Below are 17,974 nucleotides of genomic sequence, written 5' to 3'. Positions count from 1 at the left end.
AGACAGACAGGGGGACGGGGACGTGCTGCTCGCGTCCAAGTGGGAAGCCGGATTCGACCTGGTGCGCCTGCTGCTGGGGCTGGTGAGGGTCGCGCTCATGGCGATGCCCGACTGGGTCCGGTATCCCGTGCTCGCCCTCGGTGGCGCTCTGCTCGTCTACGAGGTGGTGACCCGCGGCCGCACATGGTGGCGGGCGCGGCGGAAGCCGCTCGGCGAGAGCTGATCCCCGCCGGCGTCCGCTCGCCCGGCTCTGACGTTCCCGGCCGCGGTCTGACGTTTCCGACCGTGTCCTGACATGAGTGTGGCGCTCGCCACGCGAGACTTGCGTTCCGACCCGTGGACCGGCGATCGATCGGCGCGCCGGACGTGGGAGGATCGGGGGCGGCGGACCGGGGCCGCGCACCCGGGTCGCGCCGCAGTGCCCAGGCGCGAGCATGAGGAGCATCGTTGAGCAGGTTGCGTTGGCTGACGGCGGGGGAGTCGCACGGCCCCGCGCTGGTCGCGACCCTTGAAGGACTTCCGGCAGGCGTTCCGGTCACCACGGAGCTGGTGGCGGACCATCTCGCACGGCGGCGCCTCGGCTATGGACGCGGTGCCCGCATGAAGTTCGAGCAGGACGAGGTCACCTTCCTCGGCGGCGTCCGGCACGGCCTCTCGCTCGGCTCGCCGATCGCGGTCATGGTCGGCAACACCGAGTGGCCCAAGTGGGAGAAGGTCATGTCGGCCGACCCGGTCGACCCCGCGGAGCTCAAGGAGACGGGCCGCAACGCGCCCCTGACCCGCCCGCGCCCCGGCCACGCCGACCTCGCCGGCATGCAGAAGTACGGCTTCGACGAGGCCCGGCCGATCCTGGAGCGCGCCAGCGCCCGGGAGACCGCGGCCCGCGTCGCGCTCGGCGCCGTGGCCCGCTCCTTCCTGAAGGAGGCGGCCGGCATCGAGATCGTGTCGCACGTCGTGGAGCTGGCCGCCGCGAAGGCGCCGTACGGCGTCTACCCGACCCCGGCCGACGTCGAGCGGCTCGACGCCGACCCGGTGCGCTGCCTCGACGCCGACGCGTCGAAGGCGATGGTCGCCGAGATCGACCAGGCCCACAAGGACGGCGACACCCTCGGCGGCGTCGTCGAGGTCCTCGCGTACGGCGTGCCCGTCGGCCTCGGCTCGCACGTCCACTGGGACCGCCGGCTCGACGCGCGGCTCGCCGCCGCGCTCATGGGCATCCAGGCCATCAAGGGTGTCGAGGTCGGCGACGGCTTCGACCTCGCCCGCGTGCCCGGCTCGAAGGCCCACGACGAGATCGTCAAGGGCCCGGACGGCATCACGCGCGCCTCCGGCCGCGCCGGCGGCACCGAGGGCGGTCTGACCACCGGTGAGCTGCTGCGCGTACGCGCCGCGATGAAGCCCATCGCGACCGTCCCGCGCGCCCTCGCCACCGTCGACGTCGCCACCGGCGAGGCCGCCGCCGCCCACCACCAGCGCTCCGACGTCTGCGCCGTCCCGGCCGCCGGCATCGTCGCCGAGGCGATGGTCGCGCTCGTCCTCGCGGACGCCGTCGTCGAGAAGTTCGGCGGCGACAGCGTCCCCGAGACCCGCCGCAACGTCCAGTCGTACCTCGACAACCTGCACATCCGGTGACCGGCGGACCCGTCGTCGTCCTCGTCGGCCCCATGGGCTCCGGCAAGTCCACGGTGGGCGCGCTGCTCGCCGAACGGCTCGGCGCCGCCTACCGGGACACCGACGCGGACATCGTCGCCACCGAGGGACGCGAGATCGCGGACATCTTCGTCGAGGACGGCGAGGAGCACTTCCGCGCCCTGGAGCGGGAAGCCGTCCGCACCGCCGTCGCCGAGCACGAGGGCATCCTCGCGCTCGGCGGCGGCGCCGTGCTCGACCCCGGCACCCGCGCCCTGCTCGCCCCGCTGCCCGTCGCGTACCTCTCCATGGACGTCGAGGCGGCCGTCCGTCGCGTCGGACTCGGCGCCGCCCGGCCGCTGCTCGCCGTCAACCCGCGCCGCCAGTGGCGCGAGCTGATGGACGCGCGCCGCCATCTGTACGAAGAAGTCGCGAGCGTCGTCGTCGCCACCGACGAGCGCACCCCCGAAGAGGTCGCCCAGGCGGTCCTCGACGCACTGGAGTTGAAGGACGTATGACGGACCAGGAAGTGACCCGTATCCAGGTCGGCGGCTCCGCGGGCACCGATCCGTACGAGGTGCTGGTCGGCCGGCAGCTGCTCGGCGACCTCGCCGGGCTCATCGGCGCCGGCGCCAAGCGCGTGGCGGTGATCCACCCCGAGGCGCTCGCCGAGACCGGTGAGGCGCTGCGCGCCGACCTCGCGGACCAGGGCTACGAGGCCGTCGCCATCCAGGTACCCAACGCCGAGGAGGCCAAGACCGCCGAGGTCGCCGCCTACTGCTGGAAGGCGCTCGGCCAGACCGGCTTCACCCGCAGCGACGTCATCGTCGGCGTCGGCGGCGGCGCCACCACCGACCTGGCCGGCTTCGTCGCCGCGACCTGGCTGCGCGGCGTGCGCTGGATCGCCGTGCCGACCACCGTGCTCGGCATGGTCGACGCGGCCGTCGGAGGCAAGACCGGCATCAACACCGCCGAGGGCAAGAACCTCGTCGGCTCCTTCCACCCGCCGGCCGGCGTCCTCTGCGACCTGGCCGCGCTCGACTCGCTGCCGGTCAACGACTACGTCTCCGGCCTCGCCGAGGTCATCAAGGCCGGCTTCATCGCCGACCCGGTCATCCTCGACCTGATCGAGGCCGACCCCGAGGCCGCCCGCACCCCGGCCGGCCCGCACACCGCCGAGCTGATCGTGCGGTCGATCAAGGTCAAGGCCGAGGTCGTCTCCGGCGACCTCAAGGAGGCCGGCCGCCGCGAGATCCTCAACTACGGGCACACCCTCGCGCACGCCATCGAGAAGAACGAGCGGTACAAGTGGCGTCACGGCGCCGCCGTCTCCGTCGGCATGCTCTTCGCCGCCGAGCTCGGCCGGCTCGCCGGCCGCCTCGACGACGCCACCGCCGACCGGCACCGCACCGTCCTGGAGTCCGTCGGACTGCCGCTCACCTACCGCTACGACCAGTGGCCCAAGCTCCTGGAGACCATGAAGGTCGACAAGAAGTCCCGCGGCGACCTGCTGCGCTTCATCGTCCTCGACGGTCTCGGCAAGCCGGTCGTCATGGAGGGCCCCGACCCGGCCGTCCTCCTCGCGGCGTACGGCGAGGTGGCCGCGTGACCGGGCTGCGTCGCGTCCTCGTGCTCAACGGCCCGAACCTGGGCCGGCTCGGCTCCCGCGAGCCCGACATCTACGGCGCCACCTCCTACAAGGGGCTCGTCGAGTCCTGCCGGAGCCTCGGCGAGCAGCTGGGCCTGGACGTCGAGGTGCGCGAGACCAACGACGAGGGCGAGATGATCCGCTGGCTGCACGAGGCCGCCGACGGCTCGATCCCGGTCGTCCTCAACCCGGGTGCCTTCACCCACTACTCGTACGGGATGCGCGACGCGGCCGCCCAGCGCACCGCGCCGCTGATCGAGGTGCACATCTCGAACCCGTACACCCGCGAGGAGTTCCGGCACACCTCGGTGGTCGCCGCCGTGGCCACCGGGACCGTCGCCGGCTTCGGCATCGGCTCCTACCGGCTCGCCCTGCGCGCGCTCGTGGAGGAACTGGACGCCTGACCGTCCCGCCCTCCCGGGCACCTTCAGCCGCCCCCGGCCGTTTCCCTTGCGGAAGCCGGGGGCGGTAACGTTCCGGCAACGGAACTGACGGCGGACGAGACGGAGTGGCACCGGATGCAGCACGGGATGGGGGCTCCGCTGCCGCCGCAGGTACCGGTGGGTCACCCGGTGGGACTGCCGCACGACCCGCAGGCCCCCGCCCCCGCCCCTCCCCAGGCGCCCGCCGCCGTACCGGCTCACCATCCCCAGGCGCCCGCCTCCGCCGTGCCGGCTCACCATCCGCAGGCTCCCGCCGCCGCCGTATCGGCTCACCATCCGCAAGCCCCGGCCCCCGGCGCACCGGCGCACCATCCGCAGGCCCCCGCCTCCGCCGTGCCGGCTCACCACCCCCAGGCGCCCGCCCACGGTCCGCACCCGCCGGTGCCCCCGCCGCCCGGGCACCACCCGTACCCGCCGCCGGGCGCGGCCCCGGCCCCGGGCACGCACGGGGCCCCGGCCGGCTGGAGCGGCGGCCCGGCCACCGGGCACGTCGTGCTGCCGCCGCCGGTCGCCGGCACCGGTGCGGCGACCATCGCCGTGCTGCTCATCGGCCCGGCCGGAGCGGGCAAGACCACCGTCGCCCGGCACTGGGCCGCCCGCCGGCCGGTGCCGACCGCCCACATCAGCCTCGACGACGTGCGCGAATGGGTCTGCTCCGGCTTCGCCGACCCCCAGTCCGGCTGGAACGAGAACTCCGAGGCGCAGTACCGGCTCGCCCGCCGCACCTGCGGCTTCGCCGCCCGCAACTTCCTCGCCAACGGGATCTCCTGCATCCTCGACGACGCCGTCTTCCCCGACTGGCCGGTCGTCGGCCTCGGCGGCTGGAAGCGCCATGTCGGCCCCGGCCTGCTGCCCGTCGTGCTGCTGCCCGGCCTGGACGTCGTCCTGGAGCGCAACGCCGAGCGCAGCGGCAACCGGCGCCTCTCCGACGAGGAGGTCGCCGCGATCCACGGCCGGATGGCCGGCTGGTACGGCTCCGGGCTGCCGATCATCGACAACTCCTCGTACGACGTGGAGACCACCGCCCGGGTCCTGGACGACGTCCTCGCCCGCGCGATATCCGGCCAGCCCCTCGGCTAGGACCGGTCGGCCGCGCCCGGTCGGCGGCGCACAACAGGCCGGGGTGTCCGGGCGCTCGTAGGCTCGGAACATGTCAGAGGTGTATGCGGAGCGTCGGGTACGGCTGCGTGACCGGTGCGCGGCCACGGGCAGCCCGGCGGCCCTGGTCTCCCGGCCCGCCAACGTCCGCTATCTCACGGGTGGTTCGCCCGCCGGCGCCGTGCTGCTGCTCGGCCCCGACGAGGACGTGCTGCTCCGTCCGACCGCCCCGGCCGGCGATCCGGCCGACGGGCACGTCGACGAGCTGCTGCGGCAGCTGGTGCTGCCCGTCGACGGCGGCGATCCGGCGGTCGCGGCCGTCGACTTCGCCCGCAAGGCGGGCACGGACGCCCTCTCCGTGGAGGAGCACCACCTGACCGTCGCCCGGCACCGGGCCATGGGCTCCGTGGCGCCCGGCCTGCGGCTCGCCGACCTGTCGACGGCCGTCGAGCAGCTGCGGATCGTCAAGGACGAGGACGAGATCGCCTGTCTGCGGATCGCCGCCGAGATCGCCGACCAGGCCCTCGGCGAACTCCTGGAGTCCATCCTGGTCGGCCGGACCGAGCGGCACCTCGCGCTGGAGCTGGAGCGGCGACTGGTGGACCACGGCGCCGACGGCGCCGCCTTCCCCACCTCCGTGGCCACCGGGCCGCACTCCGGACGGCCCGGGCACAAGCCCACCGACCGGCGGGTCGAGGAGGGTGACTTCCTCTCCGTCTGTCTCGGTGCCAGCTACCGCGGCTACCGCTGCGAGATCGGCCGCACCTTCGTCATCGGCACCACACCGGCCGACTGGCAGATCGAGCTCTACGACCTCGTCTTCGCCGCTCAGCGGGCCGGCCGGGAGGCCCTCGCGCCCGGCGCCGACTACCGCGACGTGGACCGCGCGGCCCGGCAGATCCTCGCCGCGGCGGGCCACGGAGACGCGACCACGGCCCTCACCGGGCACGGCGTGGGCCTGGAAATCGACGAGGACCCGCAGCTCGCACCCGCGGCCATGGGTAAACTGGACGCTTGTGTGCCGGTCACCGTCGAACCGGGGGTCCACCTCCCGGGCCGGGGCGGGGTCCGGATCGATGACACGCTCGTCGTACGCCAGGAGGCGGACGGCGGACCCGAGCTACTCACCATCACGACCAAGGAGCTGCTCGCGCTGTAGCGCGCGCCATGCCTCTTGGTCCGTCAGTCCAGGAGATTCCGCAACCGTGGCTTCCACGAACGACCTCAAGAACGGCATGGTGCTCAAGCTCGAAGGCGGCCAGCTCTGGTCCGTCGTCGAGTTCCAGCACGTCAAGCCCGGCAAGGGCCCGGCCTTCGTGCGCACCAAGCTCAAGAACGTGCTGTCCGGCAAGGTCGTCGACAAGACCTTCAACGCTGGCGTGAAGGTCGACACCGCCACCATCGACCGCCGTGACATGCAGTTCTCCTACATGGAGGGCGACTACTTCGTCTTCATGGACATGGAGACGTACGACCAGCTGCACGTCGACCGCAAGACCGTCGGCGACGCCGCCAACTTCCTCATCGAGGGCTTCGAGGCCTCCGTCGCGCGCCACGAGGGCGAGGTGCTCTACGTCGAGCTCCCGGCCGCCGTGGTCCTGGAGATCAAGCACACCGACCCGGGCGTCCAGGGCGACCGCTCCACCGGTGGCACCAAGCCCGCCACGCTGGAGACCGGCCACGAGATCCAGGTCCCGCTCTTCGTCACCACCGGTGAGAAGGTCAAGGTCGACACCCGCACCAGCGCCTACCTCGGCCGGGTGAACGACTAACCGTGGCTGCCCGGAGCAAGGCCCGCAGGCGGGCCTTCCAGATCCTGTTCGAGGCCGACCAGCGCGGTGCCTCGGTGCAGGAGGTCCTCGCGGACCAGGTCCGGATGCACCGGAACGACGACCGCCAGCCGCCGGTCAACGAGTTCACCATGCAGCTGGTCGAGGGCTACGCCAAGCACGTGGCCCGGATCGACGAGCTCATCGCCACCTACGCGGTGGACTGGGACCTCGACCGGATGCCGGCCGCCGACCGGAACATCGTGCGCCTCGCCGCGTACGAGCTGATCTGGGAGGACGGCACGCCGGACGCGGTGGCGATCGACGAGGCCGTGAACCTCGCCAAGGAGTTCTCCACGGACGAGTCGCCGACCTTCGTCAACGGTCTGCTCGCGCGCTTCAAGGACCTGAAGCCGCGGCTGCGCCGGGACGCGGACGCCTAGTCCGTCCACGAGCCCTCAGGCAGTCGAAAGGGGCCCGCAGCACCTCGTGTGCTGCGGGCCCCTTCGTCGTACCGCCGCACTGGTAGGCGAAAGCGCCGGGGCCCCGGGAGTCGTGATGACTCCCGGGGCCCCGGCGGCACGTTTCTGCGACGACCCTGAAGGTCAGCTCGCGTCCTCATGGGCGACCGCGCGGCGCGCGTCCGCGTCGAGCACGCCCCAGCTGATCAGCTGCTCGGTGAGGACCGAGGGGGACTGGTCGTAGATCACGGCGAGGGTGCGCAGGTCGTCCTGGCGGATCGACAGCACCTTGCCGTTGTAGTCACCGCGCTGCGACTGGATCGTCGCCGCGTAGCGCTGCAGCGGGCCGGCCTTCTCGGCGGGCACGTGGGCCAGCCGCTCCAGGTCCAGGACCAGCTTCGGCGGCGGCTCGGCGGCCCCGCCCGGCGTGGTGCCCGGCAGCAGTTCCTGCACCGGCACCCCGTAGAAGTCAGCGAGCTCGGCAAGCCGCTGCACGGTCACGGCGCGGTCGCCGCGCTCGTAGGACCCCACCACGACCGCCTTCCAGCGGCCCTGGGACTTCTCCTCCACGCCGTGGAGGGAAAGGCCCTGCTGGGTGCGGATCGCACGGAGTTTGGCCCCGAGCTGCTTTGCGTATTCGCTTGACATAACGCTCCCGCTCGCTGTGACGAAGTGCGGCTGCGCCGCGCGGCTGGTAACTCACTGTGAGGTTACGCAGCGTGACACTCTCCCGTCAAGCCGAATGGTCCATACCGCCCCCTCCCGAGGGACGGCGTCCGGAGTGGCGCCCGGGTGGTGAGCAGGCACGCCGTCCGCCCCTGGTAAGGTGGACGGCGCAATTCCGACGTCCTTTAAGGTCCGTCCCGTGAGGCGGAGAAGGAGGTCCGTTTCCACATGGACGCTCAAGCGCAGTACGCCGATACGGCGAGGCCCGTTCTCGAGGCCCCCGACATCGCGCGGGTCCTGACCCGCATCGCCCACGAGATCGTCGAGCGCGCCAAGGGCGCCGACGACGTGGTCCTCCTCGGCATCCCGACCCGCGGTGTGTTCCTCGCCCGGCGGCTCGCCGAGAAGCTCGAATCGATCACCGGCACCGCCATCCCGGTCGGCTCCCTCGACATCACGATGTACCGGGACGACCTGCGGCTGAAGCCGGCCCGCGCCATCGGGCGCACGGAGATCCCCGGCGACGGCATCGACGGCCGTCTCGTCGTCCTCGTCGACGACGTCCTCTTCTCCGGCCGCACCATCCGCGCCGCGCTCGACGCCCTCGGCGACATCGGTCGCCCGCGCGCCGTCCAGCTCGCGGTCCTCGTCGACCGCGGCCACCGCGAACTTCCGATCCGCGCCGACTACGTCGGCAAGAACCTCCCCACGTCGCTGCGGGAGACGGTCAAGGTCCAGCTCGCCGAGGAGGACGGTCGCGACACCGTGCTGCTCGGCAGCAAGCCCGCCTCCTGACACCTTCACCGGCCTCTGACGGGACCGGGGCACACCCCTGCGCACCCGTCTGCCCTCATCCTCCCCACCACGGAGAAAAACCCCGATGATGCGTCACCTCATCTCGGCCGCCGACCTCACCCGCGACGACGCCGTCCTGATCCTCGACACCGCCGAGGAGATGGCCCGGGTGGCCGACCGGCCCATCAAGAAGCTTCCGACCCTGCGCGGCCGGACCATCTGCAACCTCTTCTTCGAGGACTCCACCCGCACCCGGATCTCCTTCGAGGCGGCCGAGAAGCGCCTCTCCGCCGACGTGATCAACTTCGCGGCCAAGGGCTCCAGCGTCTCCAAGGGCGAGTCGCTCAAGGACACCGCGCAGACCCTGGAGGCGATGGGCGTCGACGCCGTCGTCATCCGGCACAGCGCCTCCGGCGCCCCGTACCGCCTGGCCACCTCCGGCTGGATCGACGCCCCCGTCATCAACGCCGGTGACGGCACCCACCAGCACCCCACCCAGGCCCTGCTGGACGCCTTCACCATGCGCCGCCGCCTGGTCGGCCGCGACGCCGGTCTCGGCAAGGACCTGGCCGGCAAGCGCATCACGCTCGTCGGCGACGTCCTGCACAGCCGGGTCGCCCGCTCCAACGTCGACCTGCTGCACACCCTCGGCGCCGAGGTCACCCTGGTGGCCCCGCCCACCCTGGTCCCGGTCGGCGTGGAGAGCTGGCCCTGCGAGGTCTCGTACGACCTCGACAGCGTGCTGCCGAAGTCCGACGCGGTGATGATGCTGCGTGTGCAGCGCGAGCGGATGAACGCCGCCTTCTTCCCGACCGAGCGCGAGTACTCGCGCCGCTACGGGCTCGACGGCGACCGGATGGCGAAGATGCCCGAGCACGCGATCGTCATGCACCCCGGCCCGATGGTCCGCGGCATGGAGATCACCGCCGAGGTCGCCGACTCCGACCGCTGCACGGTCGTCGAGCAGGTCGCCAACGGCGTCTCCATCCGGATGGCCGTCCTCTACCTGCTGCTCGGCGGCTCCGAGCCCGCCGCCCCCGCCACCACCGCCTGACCACCGAGGAGAACCGAACCCCATGAGCAAGATCCTGATCCGTGGTGCGAAGGTGCTCGGCGGCGAGGCGCAGGACGTCCTGATCGACGGCGAGACCATCGCTGAGGTCGGCACGGGCCTGTCGGCCGACGGCGCCCAGGTGATCGAGGCCGAGGGCCAGATCCTGCTGCCCGGCCTCGTCGACCTGCACACCCATCTGCGCGAGCCGGGCCGCGAGGACTCCGAGACCGTCCTCACCGGCACCCGCGCCGCCGCCTCCGGCGGCTACACGGCCGTCTTCGCCATGGCCAACACCCACCCGGTCGCCGACACCGCCGGCGTCGTCGAGCAGGTCTACCGCCTCGGCAAGGAGGCCGGCTACTGCGACGTGCAGCCCGTCGGCGCCGTCACCGTCGGCCTCGAGGGCAAGAAGCTCGCCGAGCTCGGGGCCATGCACGACTCCGCCGCCGGCGTCACCGTCTTCTCCGACGACGGCAAGTGCGTCGACGACGCCGTGATCATGCGCCGCGCCCTGGAGTACGTGAAGGCGTTCGGCGGTGTCGTCGCCCAGCACGCCCAGGAGCCCCGGCTCACCGAGGGCGCCCAGATGAACGAGGGCGTCGTCTCCGCCGAGCTGGGCCTCGGCGGCTGGCCGGCGGTCGCCGAGGAGTCGATCATCGCCCGCGACGTCCTGCTCGCCGAGCACGTCGGCTCCCGCGTGCACATCTGCCACCTCTCCACCGCCGGCTCCGTCGAGATCGTCCGCTGGGCCAAGTCCCGCGGCATCGACGTCACCGCCGAGGTCACCCCGCACCACCTCCTCCTCACGGACGAGCTGGTCCGCTCGTACAACCCGGTCTACAAGGTCAACCCGCCGCTGCGCACCGAGCGTGACGTGATGGCGCTGCGCGAGGCCCTCGCCGACGGCACGATCGACATCGTGGCCACCGACCACGCCCCGCACCCGCACGAGGACAAGGACTGCGAGTGGGCCGCCGCCGCCATGGGCATGGTCGGCCTGGAGACCGCGCTCTCCGTGGTCCAGCAGACGATGGTCGAGACCGGGCTGCTCGACTGGGCCGGCGTCGCCGACCGGATGTCCGTCAAGCCCGCGCAGATCGGCCGGGCCACGGAGCACGGACGCCCCGTCTCGGCAGGTGAGCCCGCCAACCTGACGCTGGTCGATCCGGCATACCGTGGTGTCGTGGACCCCGCCGACTTCGCCTCCCGCAGCCGCAACACCCCCTACGAGGGCCGCGAGCTGCCGGGACGCGTCACCCACACGTTCCTGCGGGGCCGGGCAACGCTCGTCGACGGGAAGCTGGCGTGACACCACTCGTACCACTCGCACCGCTCGTCCCCCTCGCGGCCGGACAGAAGTCCGCCGAGGTCACCGACTGGGCCGGACGGCTCGGCTGGGTCGCCGGACTGCTGCTCTTCGTCACCCTCGTCTACTGGCTGATGCGCCAGGGATGGAAGTGGCGCGGCAGCCTCCAGTCCGACCTCCCGGAACTCCCCGAGGTGCCGCAGGCCCCGGGTGAGGCGAAGCTGAGGCTCAGCGGCCGCTACCACGGCTCCACCACCGCCGGACAGTGGCTCGACCGGATCGTCGCCCACGGCCTCGGGCTGCGCAGCCGCGCCGAGCTCACCCTGACGGACGCCGGGATCGGCGTCGTACGCCCCGGGGCGAACGACTTCCTCATCCCGGCCGCGGCCCTGCGCGAGGCCCGCCTCGACAAGGGCATCGCCGGGAAGGTCCTCACCGAGGGCGGCCTCCTGGTCGTCACCTGGGAGCACGGCGGCAAGCTGCTCGACTCCGGCTTCCGCGCCGACCGGGCGGACGAGCACGCCGCCTGGGTCGAGACCCTGAACAACCTGAACACCGCAAGCACGACGGAAGGCATCGCACGATGACAACCTCCACCAGGGGAGCCAGCAAGGTTCCCGCCGTACTCGTCCTGGAGGACGGCCGCATCTTCCGCGGCCGCGCCTACGGGGCCGTGGGGGAGACCTTCGGCGAGGCCGTGTTCTCCACCGGCATGACCGGCTACCAGGAGACCCTCACCGACCCGTCGTACCACCGCCAGGTCGTCGTCATGACCGCCCCGCACGTCGGCAACACCGGCGTCAACGACGAGGACCCCGAGTCCGCCCGCATCTGGGTGGCCGGCTACGTCGTCCGCGACCCCGCCCGCGTCTCCTCCAACTGGCGCGCCCAGCGCTCCCTCGACGAGGAGCTGCGCCACCAGGGCGTCGTCGGCATCCAGGGCATCGACACCCGCGCCCTCACCCGCCACCTGCGCGAGCGCGGCGCCATGCGCGTCGGCATCTTCTCCGGCAGCGCGCTCCCCGACGAGGGCACCATGCTCGCCGAGGTCCGCCAGGCGCCCGAGATGAGCGGCGCCGACCTCTCCGCCGAGGTCGCCACCAAGGAGACGTACGTCGTCCCCGCGATCGGTGAGAAGAAGTTCACCGTCGCCGCCGTCGACCTCGGCATCAAGGGCATGACCCCGCACCGGATGGCCGAGCGCGGCATCGAGGTCCACGTGCTGCCCGCCACCGCCACCGCCGAGGACGTCTACGCCGTCAACCCCGACGGTGTGTTCTTCTCCAACGGCCCGGGCGACCCGGCCACCGCCGACGGCCCCGTCGCCGTCATGCAGGAGGTCCTGCGCCGCAGGACCCCGCTCTTCGGCATCTGCTTCGGCAACCAGATCCTCGGCCGCGCGCTCGGCTTCGGCACCTACAAGCTGAAGTACGGCCACCGGGGCATCAACCAGCCGGTCCAGGACCGCACCACGGGCAAGGTCGAGGTCACCGCGCACAACCACGGCTTCGCCGTCGACGCGCCGCTCGACAAGGTCTCCGACACCCCCTTCGGGCGCGCCGAGGTCTCCCACGTGTGCCTGAACGACAACGTCGTGGAGGGCCTGCAGCTGCTCGACCAGCCGGCCTTCTCCGTCCAGTACCACCCCGAGGCGGCCGCGGGCCCGCACGACGCCGCGTACCTCTTCGACCGCTTCGTGACCCTCATGGAGGCCGAGCGTGCCTAAGCGCACCGATATCCAGTCCGTCCTGGTCATCGGCTCCGGCCCGATCGTCATCGGCCAGGCCGCCGAGTTCGACTACTCCGGCACCCAGGCCTGCCGGGTCCTCAAGTCCGAGGGCCTGCGCGTCATCCTGGTCAACTCCAACCCGGCCACGATCATGACCGACCCGGAGATCGCCGACGCCACCTACGTCGAGCCGATCACCCCGGAGTTCGTCGAGAAGATCATCGCCAAGGAGCGCCCCGACGCCCTCCTGCCGACGCTGGGCGGCCAGACGGCCCTCAACACGGCGATCTCCATGCACGAGCAGGGCGTCCTCGAGAAGTACGGCGTCGAGCTCATCGGCGCCAACGTCGAGGCGATCCACAAGGGCGAGGACCGCGACCTCTTCAAGGGCGTCGTCGAGGCCGTCAACGCCAAGATCGGCCACGGCGAGTCCGCCCGCTCGGTCATCTGCCACTCGATGGACGACGTCCTCAAGGGCGTCGAGACGCTCGGCGGCTACCCCGTCGTCGTCCGCCCCTCCTTCACCATGGGCGGCGCCGGCTCCGGCTTCGCCCACGACGAGGAGGAGCTGCGCCGCATCGCCGGCCAGGGCCTCACGCTCTCCCCGACCACCGAGGTGCTCCTGGAGGAGTCCATCCTCGGCTGGAAGGAGTACGAGCTGGAGCTCATGCGCGACAAGCACGACAACGTCGTGGTCGTCTGCTCCATCGAGAACTTCGACCCCATGGGCGTGCACACCGGTGACTCGATCACCGTCGCCCCGGCGATGACGCTCACCGACCGTGAGTACCAGGTGCTGCGCGACATCGGCATCGCGATCATCCGCGAGGTCGGCGTCGACACCGGCGGCTGCAACATCCAGTTCGCGGTCAACCCGGACGACGGCCGCATCATCGTCATCGAGATGAACCCGCGCGTCTCCCGCTCCTCCGCGCTCGCCTCCAAGGCCACCGGCTTCCCGATCGCCAAGATCGCCGCCCGGCTCGCCGTCGGCTACACGCTGGACGAGATCCCGAACGACATCACCGAGAAGACCCCGGCCTCCTTCGAGCCGACCCTCGACTACGTCGTCGTCAAGGCCCCGCGCTTCGCCTTCGAGAAGTTCCCGTCCGCCGACTCCACGCTGACCACGACCATGAAGTCGGTCGGCGAGGCCATGGCGATCGGCCGCAACTTCACCGAGGCCCTGCAGAAGGCCCTGCGCTCGCTGGAGAAGAAGGGCTCGCAGTTCGCCTTCACCGGCGAGCCGGGCGACAAGGCCGAGCTGCTGCGCGAGGCGGTCCGCCCGACCGACGGCCGGATCAACACGGTCATGCAGGCCATCCGCGCGGGCGCCACGCCCGAGGAGGTCTTCGAGTTCACGAAGATCGACCCGTGGTTCGTCGACCAGCTCTTCCTCATCAAGGAGATCGCCGACGAGCTCGCCGAGGCCGAGAAGCTCGACCCCGAGCTGCTCGCCGAGGCCAAGCGGCACGGCTTCTCCGACGCCCAGATCGCCGACATCCGCGGCCTGCGCGAGGATGTCGTCCGCGAGGTCCGGCACGCCCTCGGCGTCCGCCCGGTCTACAAGACGGTCGACACCTGCGCCGCCGAGTTCGCCGCGAAGACCCCGTACTTCTACTCCTCGTACGACGAGGAGAGCGAGGTCGCGCCGCGTACCAAGCCCGCCGTGATCATCCTGGGCTCCGGCCCGAACCGCATCGGCCAGGGCATCGAGTTCGACTACTCCTGCGTCCACGCCTCCTTCGCGCTCAGCGACGCGGGCTACGAGACCGTGATGGTCAACTGCAACCCGGAGACCGTCTCCACGGACTACGACACCTCCGACCGCCTGTACTTCGAGCCGCTGACGCTCGAGGACGTCCTCGAGATCGTCCACGCCGAGTCGCTCGCCGGCCCGATCGCCGGTGTCGTCGTCCAGCTCGGCGGCCAGACCCCGCTGGGTCTCGCCCAGGCGCTCAAGGACAACGGCGTGCCGGTCGTCGGCACCTCCCCGGAGGCCATCCACGCCGCCGAGGACCGCGGCGCCTTCGGCCAGGTGCTCGCCGACGCGGGCCTGCCGGCCCCGAAGCACGGCACCGCGACCACCTTCGCCGGCGCCAAGGCCATCGCCGACGAGATCGGCTACCCCGTGCTCGTACGCCCGTCGTACGTGCTCGGCGGCCGCGGCATGGAGATCGTCTACGACGAGGCGCGCCTGGAGGCGTACATCGCCGAGTCCACCGAGATCTCCCCGACCCGCCCGGTCCTCGTCGACCGCTTCCTCGACGACGCCATCGAGATCGACGTCGACGCGCTCTACGACGGCGAGGAGCTGTACCTCGGCGGTGTCATGGAGCACATCGAGGAGGCCGGCATCCACTCCGGCGACTCGGCCTGCGCCCTGCCCCCGATCACCCTCGGCGGCTTCGACATCAAGCGCCTGCGCGCCTCCACCGAGGCCATCGCCAAGGGCGTCGGTGTGCGCGGCCTGATCAACATCCAGTTCGCGATGGCCGGCGACATCCTCTACGTCCTCGAGGCCAACCCGCGCGCCTCCCGCACCGTCCCCTTCACCTCGAAGGCGACCGCGGTGCCGCTCGCGAAGGCCGCCGCCCGCATCTCGCTCGGCGCCACCATCGCCGAGCTGCGCGCCGAGGGCCTGCTGCCGAAGACCGGCGACGGCGGCACCCTGCCGCTCGACGCGCCGATCTCCGTCAAGGAGGCCGTGATGCCGTGGTCGCGCTTCCGCGACGTGCACGGCCGCGGCGTGGACACCGTCCTCGGCCCGGAGATGCGCTCCACCGGTGAGGTCATGGGCATCGACGCGGTCTTCGGCACGGCGTACGCCAAGTCGCAGGCCGGCGCCTACGGCCCGCTGCCCACCAAGGGCCGCGCCTTCATCTCGGTCGCCAACCGCGACAAGCGCTCGATGATCTTCCCGGCCCGTGAGCTGGTCGCCCACGGCTTCGAGCTGCTCGCCACCTCCGGCACGGCCGAGGTGCTCAAGCGCAACGGCATCAACGCCACGATCGTGCGCAAGCAGTCCGAGGGCGAGGGCCCGAACGGCGAGAAGACCATCGTCCAGCTCATCCACGACGGCCAGGTCGACCTGATCGTCAACACCCCGTACGGCACCGGCGGCCGCCTCGACGGCTACGAGATCCGTACGGCGGCGGTGGCCCGCTCCGTCCCGTGCCTGACCACGGTCCAGGCCCTCGCGGCGGCCGTCCAGGGCATCGAGGCCCTCGGACGCGGCGAGGTGGGCGTCCGCTCGCTCCAGGAGCACGCGGAGCACCTGACCGCGGCCCGCGACTAAGCAGCCCGAACGACGAGGGGGGCACCGGCACGACCTGCCGGTGTCCCCCTCGTCACGAGCAGACCTGGACATCTGAGACATATGTACAAGTTCTTCTTCAACCTGGTCTTCAAGCGGATGGACCCCGAGAAGGCCCACTACCTGGCCTTCCGCTGGATCCGGCTCGCCGCCCGCACCCCGGTCCTGCGCACCTTCGTCGCGGCCGTCCTCGCCCCGCGCCACAAGGAGCTGCGCACCGAGGCCCTGGGCCTGCGCATGCACGGCCCCTTCGGCCTCGCCGCCGGCTTCGACAAGAACGCCGTCGCCATCGACGGCATGTCCATGCTGGGCTTCGACCACGTCGAGATCGGCACCGTGACGGGCGAGGCCCAGCCGGGCAACCCCAAGAAGCGGCTCTTCCGGCTGGTCCAGGACCGCGCCCTGATCAACCGCATGGGCTTCAACAACGAGGGCTCGGCCGCCGTCGCCGCCCGCCTGGCCGCCCGCAACCCGGTGTTCAGGACGGTCGTCGGCGTCAACATCGGCAAGACCAAGGTCGTGCCCGAGGCCGAGGCCGCCGCCGACTACGTGAAGTCCACCGAGCGGCTCGCCCGGCACGCCGACTACCTGGTCGTCAACGTCTCCTCGCCGAACACCCCGGGCCTGCGCAACCTCCAGGCCACCGAGTCGCTGCGCCCGCTGCTCACCGCCGTACGCGAGGCCGCCGACCGCTCCGTGACCGGCCGCCGCGTCCCGCTCCTGGTCAAGATCGCCCCCGACCTCGCCGACGAGGACGTGGACGCCGTCGCCGACCTGGCCCTGGAGCTCGGCCTCGACGGCATCATCGCCACCAACACCACCATCGCCCGCGAGGGCCTCGGCCTGAAGTCCGACCCGGCCCTCGTCAAGGAGACCGGCGGCCTGTCCGGCGCCCCCGTCAAGCAGCGCTCCCTGGAGGTGCTGCGCCGCCTCTACGCGCGCGTGGGCGACCGGATGGTGCTCGTCGGCGTCGGCGGCATCGAGAACGCCGAGGACGCCTGGCAGCGGATCCTGGCCGGCGCCACCCTGATCCAGGGCTACAGCGCCTTCATCTACGAGGGCCCGTTCTACGCCCGCGCCATCCACAAGGGCCTCGCCGCGCGCCTCGCGGCCTCCCCGTACGCCACCCTCGCCGAGGCCGTCGGCGCCGACACCCGAAAGGCCGCGAAGTGACCCTGGAGAACACCCCGGCCCCCGCCCTGGCCCCCTTCGGCACCCGCCTGCGCGCCGCCATGGACGAGCGCGGCCCGCTGTGCGTCGGCATCGACCCGCACGCGGCGCTGCTCGACTCCTGGGGCCTGGCCGACGACATCGCGGGCCTGGAGCGCTTCACGTACACCGTCGTCGAGGCCCTGGCCGGCACCGTCGCCGTCTTCAAGCCGCAGGCCGCCTTCTTCGAGCGCTTCGGCTCGCGCGGCGTCGCCGTCCTGGAGCGCGCGACCGCCGATCTGCGGCAGGCCGGCGGTCTGGTCGTGATGGACGCCAAGCGCGGCGACATCGGCTCCACCATGGGCGCGTACGCGGAGGCGTTCCTGCGCCCCGACTCGCCGCTCTTCTCGGACGCGCTGACGGTCTCCCCGTACCTCGGTTACGGCTCCCTGAAGCCGGCCGTCGACCTGGCCCGCGCGTCCGGCGCCGGCCTCTTCGTCCTCGCGCTGACCTCCAACCCGGAGGGCGCGGAGGTGCAGCGCGCGGTCCGCGAGGACGGCCGGACCATCGGCGCGACGATGCTGGCGCACCTGGCCGAGGAGAACGCGGGGGAGACCCCGATGGGCTCCTTCGGCGCGGTCGTCGGCGCCACGCTCGGCGATCTGTCCGCCTTCGACCTGGCCATCAACGGCCCGCTGCTCGCCCCCGGCATCGGCGCCCAGGGCGCGACCCCGGCCGACCTGCCGAAGGTGTTCGGCGCGGCCGTCCGCAACGTGGTCCCGAACGTCAGCCGCGGGGTCCTGAAGGCGGGTCCGGACGCCGGTGCGCTGCGCTCGGCGGCGGAACGTTACGCGAACGAGATCCGGGAGTCCGTGGCCGGCTGAGGCACCTCGGAGGCCTTCCGGGGCGCT

Annotated in this window: 18 protein-coding genes; 17 read left to right on the top strand and 1 reads right to left on the bottom strand. The window is 72.1% G+C overall.

Features of this window, described 5'->3' with window-relative positions:
* Positions 1-22 precede the first annotated feature (22 nt).
* The 9 genes from ACIRSU_RS26280 to nusB all read left to right on the top strand — a co-directional run bounded on the left by ACIRSU_RS26280 (position 23) and on the right by nusB (position 7,030).
* Positions 23-223, top strand: a complete 201-nt coding sequence (locus ACIRSU_RS26280) for a hypothetical protein (protein ID WP_403796763.1) — start codon at positions 23-25, stop codon at positions 221-223.
* Positions 224-447: 224 nt separating this feature from the next.
* Positions 448-1,632 carry a chorismate synthase gene (aroC, locus tag ACIRSU_RS26275; RefSeq protein ID WP_403796761.1) on the top strand — a complete coding sequence of 395 codons (1,185 nt, stop codon included), beginning with the start codon at positions 448-450 and terminating at the stop codon, positions 1,630-1,632.
* The gene (locus ACIRSU_RS26270; protein WP_403796759.1) at positions 1,629-2,147 is read left to right on the top strand and encodes a shikimate kinase; all 519 of its coding nucleotides are present in this window, start codon (positions 1,629-1,631) and stop codon (positions 2,145-2,147) included. The genes aroC and ACIRSU_RS26270 overlap by 4 nt, the downstream gene beginning before the upstream one ends.
* A complete protein-coding gene (gene aroB, locus ACIRSU_RS26265) occupies positions 2,144-3,238 on the top strand; it encodes a 3-dehydroquinate synthase (protein ID WP_403796757.1) in 1,095 nt (364 codons plus the stop codon). The genes ACIRSU_RS26270 and aroB overlap by 4 nt, the downstream gene beginning before the upstream one ends.
* Positions 3,235-3,681 (top strand): type II 3-dehydroquinate dehydratase, encoded by a 447-nt coding sequence (aroQ, locus tag ACIRSU_RS26260; RefSeq protein WP_403796754.1) that lies wholly within the window; start codon positions 3,235-3,237, stop codon positions 3,679-3,681. The genes aroB and aroQ overlap by 4 nt, the downstream gene beginning before the upstream one ends.
* Positions 3,682-3,795: 114 nt before the next feature.
* Complete coding sequence (locus ACIRSU_RS26255) at positions 3,796-4,800, top strand: AAA family ATPase (RefSeq protein ID WP_403796752.1); 1,005 nt, start codon at positions 3,796-3,798, stop codon at positions 4,798-4,800.
* A 70-nt stretch (positions 4,801-4,870) separates the two neighbouring features.
* Positions 4,871-5,977, top strand: a complete 1,107-nt coding sequence (locus tag ACIRSU_RS26250; RefSeq protein ID WP_403796749.1) for an aminopeptidase P family protein — start codon at positions 4,871-4,873, stop codon at positions 5,975-5,977.
* Between the two features lie 46 nt (positions 5,978-6,023).
* A complete protein-coding gene (gene efp / locus ACIRSU_RS26245) occupies positions 6,024-6,590 on the top strand; it encodes an elongation factor P (RefSeq protein ID WP_403796747.1) in 567 nt (188 codons plus the stop codon).
* Positions 6,591-6,592: 2 nt separating this feature from the next.
* A complete protein-coding gene (gene nusB, locus ACIRSU_RS26240; protein ID WP_403796744.1) occupies positions 6,593-7,030 on the top strand; it encodes a transcription antitermination factor NusB in 438 nt (145 codons plus the stop codon).
* Between the two features lie 162 nt (positions 7,031-7,192).
* On the opposite strand, the gene bldD is transcribed toward nusB, so the two are convergent.
* Positions 7,193-7,696, bottom strand: coding sequence for a transcriptional regulator BldD (bldD, locus tag ACIRSU_RS26235; RefSeq protein WP_403796741.1), 504 nt, complete (start codon positions 7,694-7,696; stop codon positions 7,193-7,195).
* A 246-nt stretch (positions 7,697-7,942) separates the two neighbouring features.
* Here bldD and pyrR point away from each other — a divergent pair, with 246 nt between their 5' ends.
* The 8 genes from pyrR to pyrF all read left to right on the top strand — a co-directional run bounded on the left by pyrR (position 7,943) and on the right by pyrF (position 17,947).
* Complete coding sequence (gene pyrR / locus ACIRSU_RS26230; RefSeq protein WP_403796738.1) at positions 7,943-8,509, top strand: bifunctional pyr operon transcriptional regulator/uracil phosphoribosyltransferase PyrR; 567 nt, start codon at positions 7,943-7,945, stop codon at positions 8,507-8,509.
* 85 nt (positions 8,510-8,594) lie between these two features.
* Positions 8,595-9,563, top strand: coding sequence for an aspartate carbamoyltransferase catalytic subunit (locus ACIRSU_RS26225; RefSeq protein WP_403796735.1), 969 nt, complete (start codon positions 8,595-8,597; stop codon positions 9,561-9,563).
* A gap of 22 nt (positions 9,564-9,585) precedes the next feature.
* On the top strand, positions 9,586-10,872 hold the full coding sequence (locus ACIRSU_RS26220) for a dihydroorotase (RefSeq protein WP_403796733.1): 1,287 nt from the start codon (positions 9,586-9,588) through the stop codon (positions 10,870-10,872).
* A complete protein-coding gene (locus tag ACIRSU_RS26215; RefSeq protein WP_403796731.1) occupies positions 10,869-11,456 on the top strand; it encodes a hypothetical protein in 588 nt (195 codons plus the stop codon). The genes ACIRSU_RS26220 and ACIRSU_RS26215 overlap by 4 nt, the downstream gene beginning before the upstream one ends.
* A complete protein-coding gene (gene carA, locus ACIRSU_RS26210; protein ID WP_403796728.1) occupies positions 11,453-12,595 on the top strand; it encodes a glutamine-hydrolyzing carbamoyl-phosphate synthase small subunit in 1,143 nt (380 codons plus the stop codon). Before ACIRSU_RS26215 ends, carA begins: the two co-directional genes overlap by 4 nt.
* Positions 12,588-15,896 (top strand): carbamoyl-phosphate synthase large subunit, encoded by a 3,309-nt coding sequence (gene carB, locus ACIRSU_RS26205; RefSeq protein WP_403796725.1) that lies wholly within the window; start codon positions 12,588-12,590, stop codon positions 15,894-15,896. The genes carA and carB overlap by 8 nt, the downstream gene beginning before the upstream one ends.
* An 81-nt stretch (positions 15,897-15,977) precedes the next feature.
* The gene (locus tag ACIRSU_RS26200) at positions 15,978-17,087 is read left to right on the top strand and encodes a quinone-dependent dihydroorotate dehydrogenase (protein WP_403796722.1); all 1,110 of its coding nucleotides are present in this window, start codon (positions 15,978-15,980) and stop codon (positions 17,085-17,087) included.
* Positions 17,084-17,947, top strand: a complete 864-nt coding sequence (gene pyrF / locus ACIRSU_RS26195; RefSeq protein WP_403796720.1) for an orotidine-5'-phosphate decarboxylase — start codon at positions 17,084-17,086, stop codon at positions 17,945-17,947. The genes ACIRSU_RS26200 and pyrF overlap by 4 nt, the downstream gene beginning before the upstream one ends.
* Positions 17,948-17,974 lie beyond the last annotated feature (27 nt).

It is taken from the genome of Streptomyces sp. NPDC101160, from assembly GCF_044768205.1.
GTDB lineage: Bacteria > Actinomycetota > Actinomycetes > Streptomycetales > Streptomycetaceae > Streptomyces.
The sequence above is the reverse complement of the archived record's forward strand: the minus strand, read 5'-3'. Positions and strand labels throughout refer to the sequence as shown.

Bases quoted from the DNA above. Each gene is read 5' to 3' on its own strand.
- bldD (WP_403796741.1), bottom strand. From the start codon at position 7,696: ATGTCAAGCGAATACGCAAAGCAGCTCGGGGCCAAACTCCGTGCGATC.
- aroB (WP_403796757.1), top strand. From the start codon at position 2,144: ATGACGGACCAGGAAGTGACCCGTATCCAGGTCGGCGGCTCCGCGGGC.
- ACIRSU_RS26220 (WP_403796733.1), top strand. From the start codon at position 9,586: ATGAGCAAGATCCTGATCCGTGGTGCGAAGGTGCTCGGCGGCGAGGCG.
- ACIRSU_RS26225 (WP_403796735.1), top strand. From the start codon at position 8,595: ATGATGCGTCACCTCATCTCGGCCGCCGACCTCACCCGCGACGACGCC.
- pyrR (WP_403796738.1), top strand. From the start codon at position 7,943: ATGGACGCTCAAGCGCAGTACGCCGATACGGCGAGGCCCGTTCTCGAG.
- ACIRSU_RS26255 (WP_403796752.1), top strand. From the start codon at position 3,796: ATGCAGCACGGGATGGGGGCTCCGCTGCCGCCGCAGGTACCGGTGGGT.
- carA (WP_403796728.1), top strand. From the start codon at position 11,453: ATGACAACCTCCACCAGGGGAGCCAGCAAGGTTCCCGCCGTACTCGTC.
- ACIRSU_RS26200 (WP_403796722.1), top strand. From the start codon at position 15,978: ATGTACAAGTTCTTCTTCAACCTGGTCTTCAAGCGGATGGACCCCGAG.
- ACIRSU_RS26250 (WP_403796749.1), top strand. From the start codon at position 4,871: ATGTCAGAGGTGTATGCGGAGCGTCGGGTACGGCTGCGTGACCGGTGC.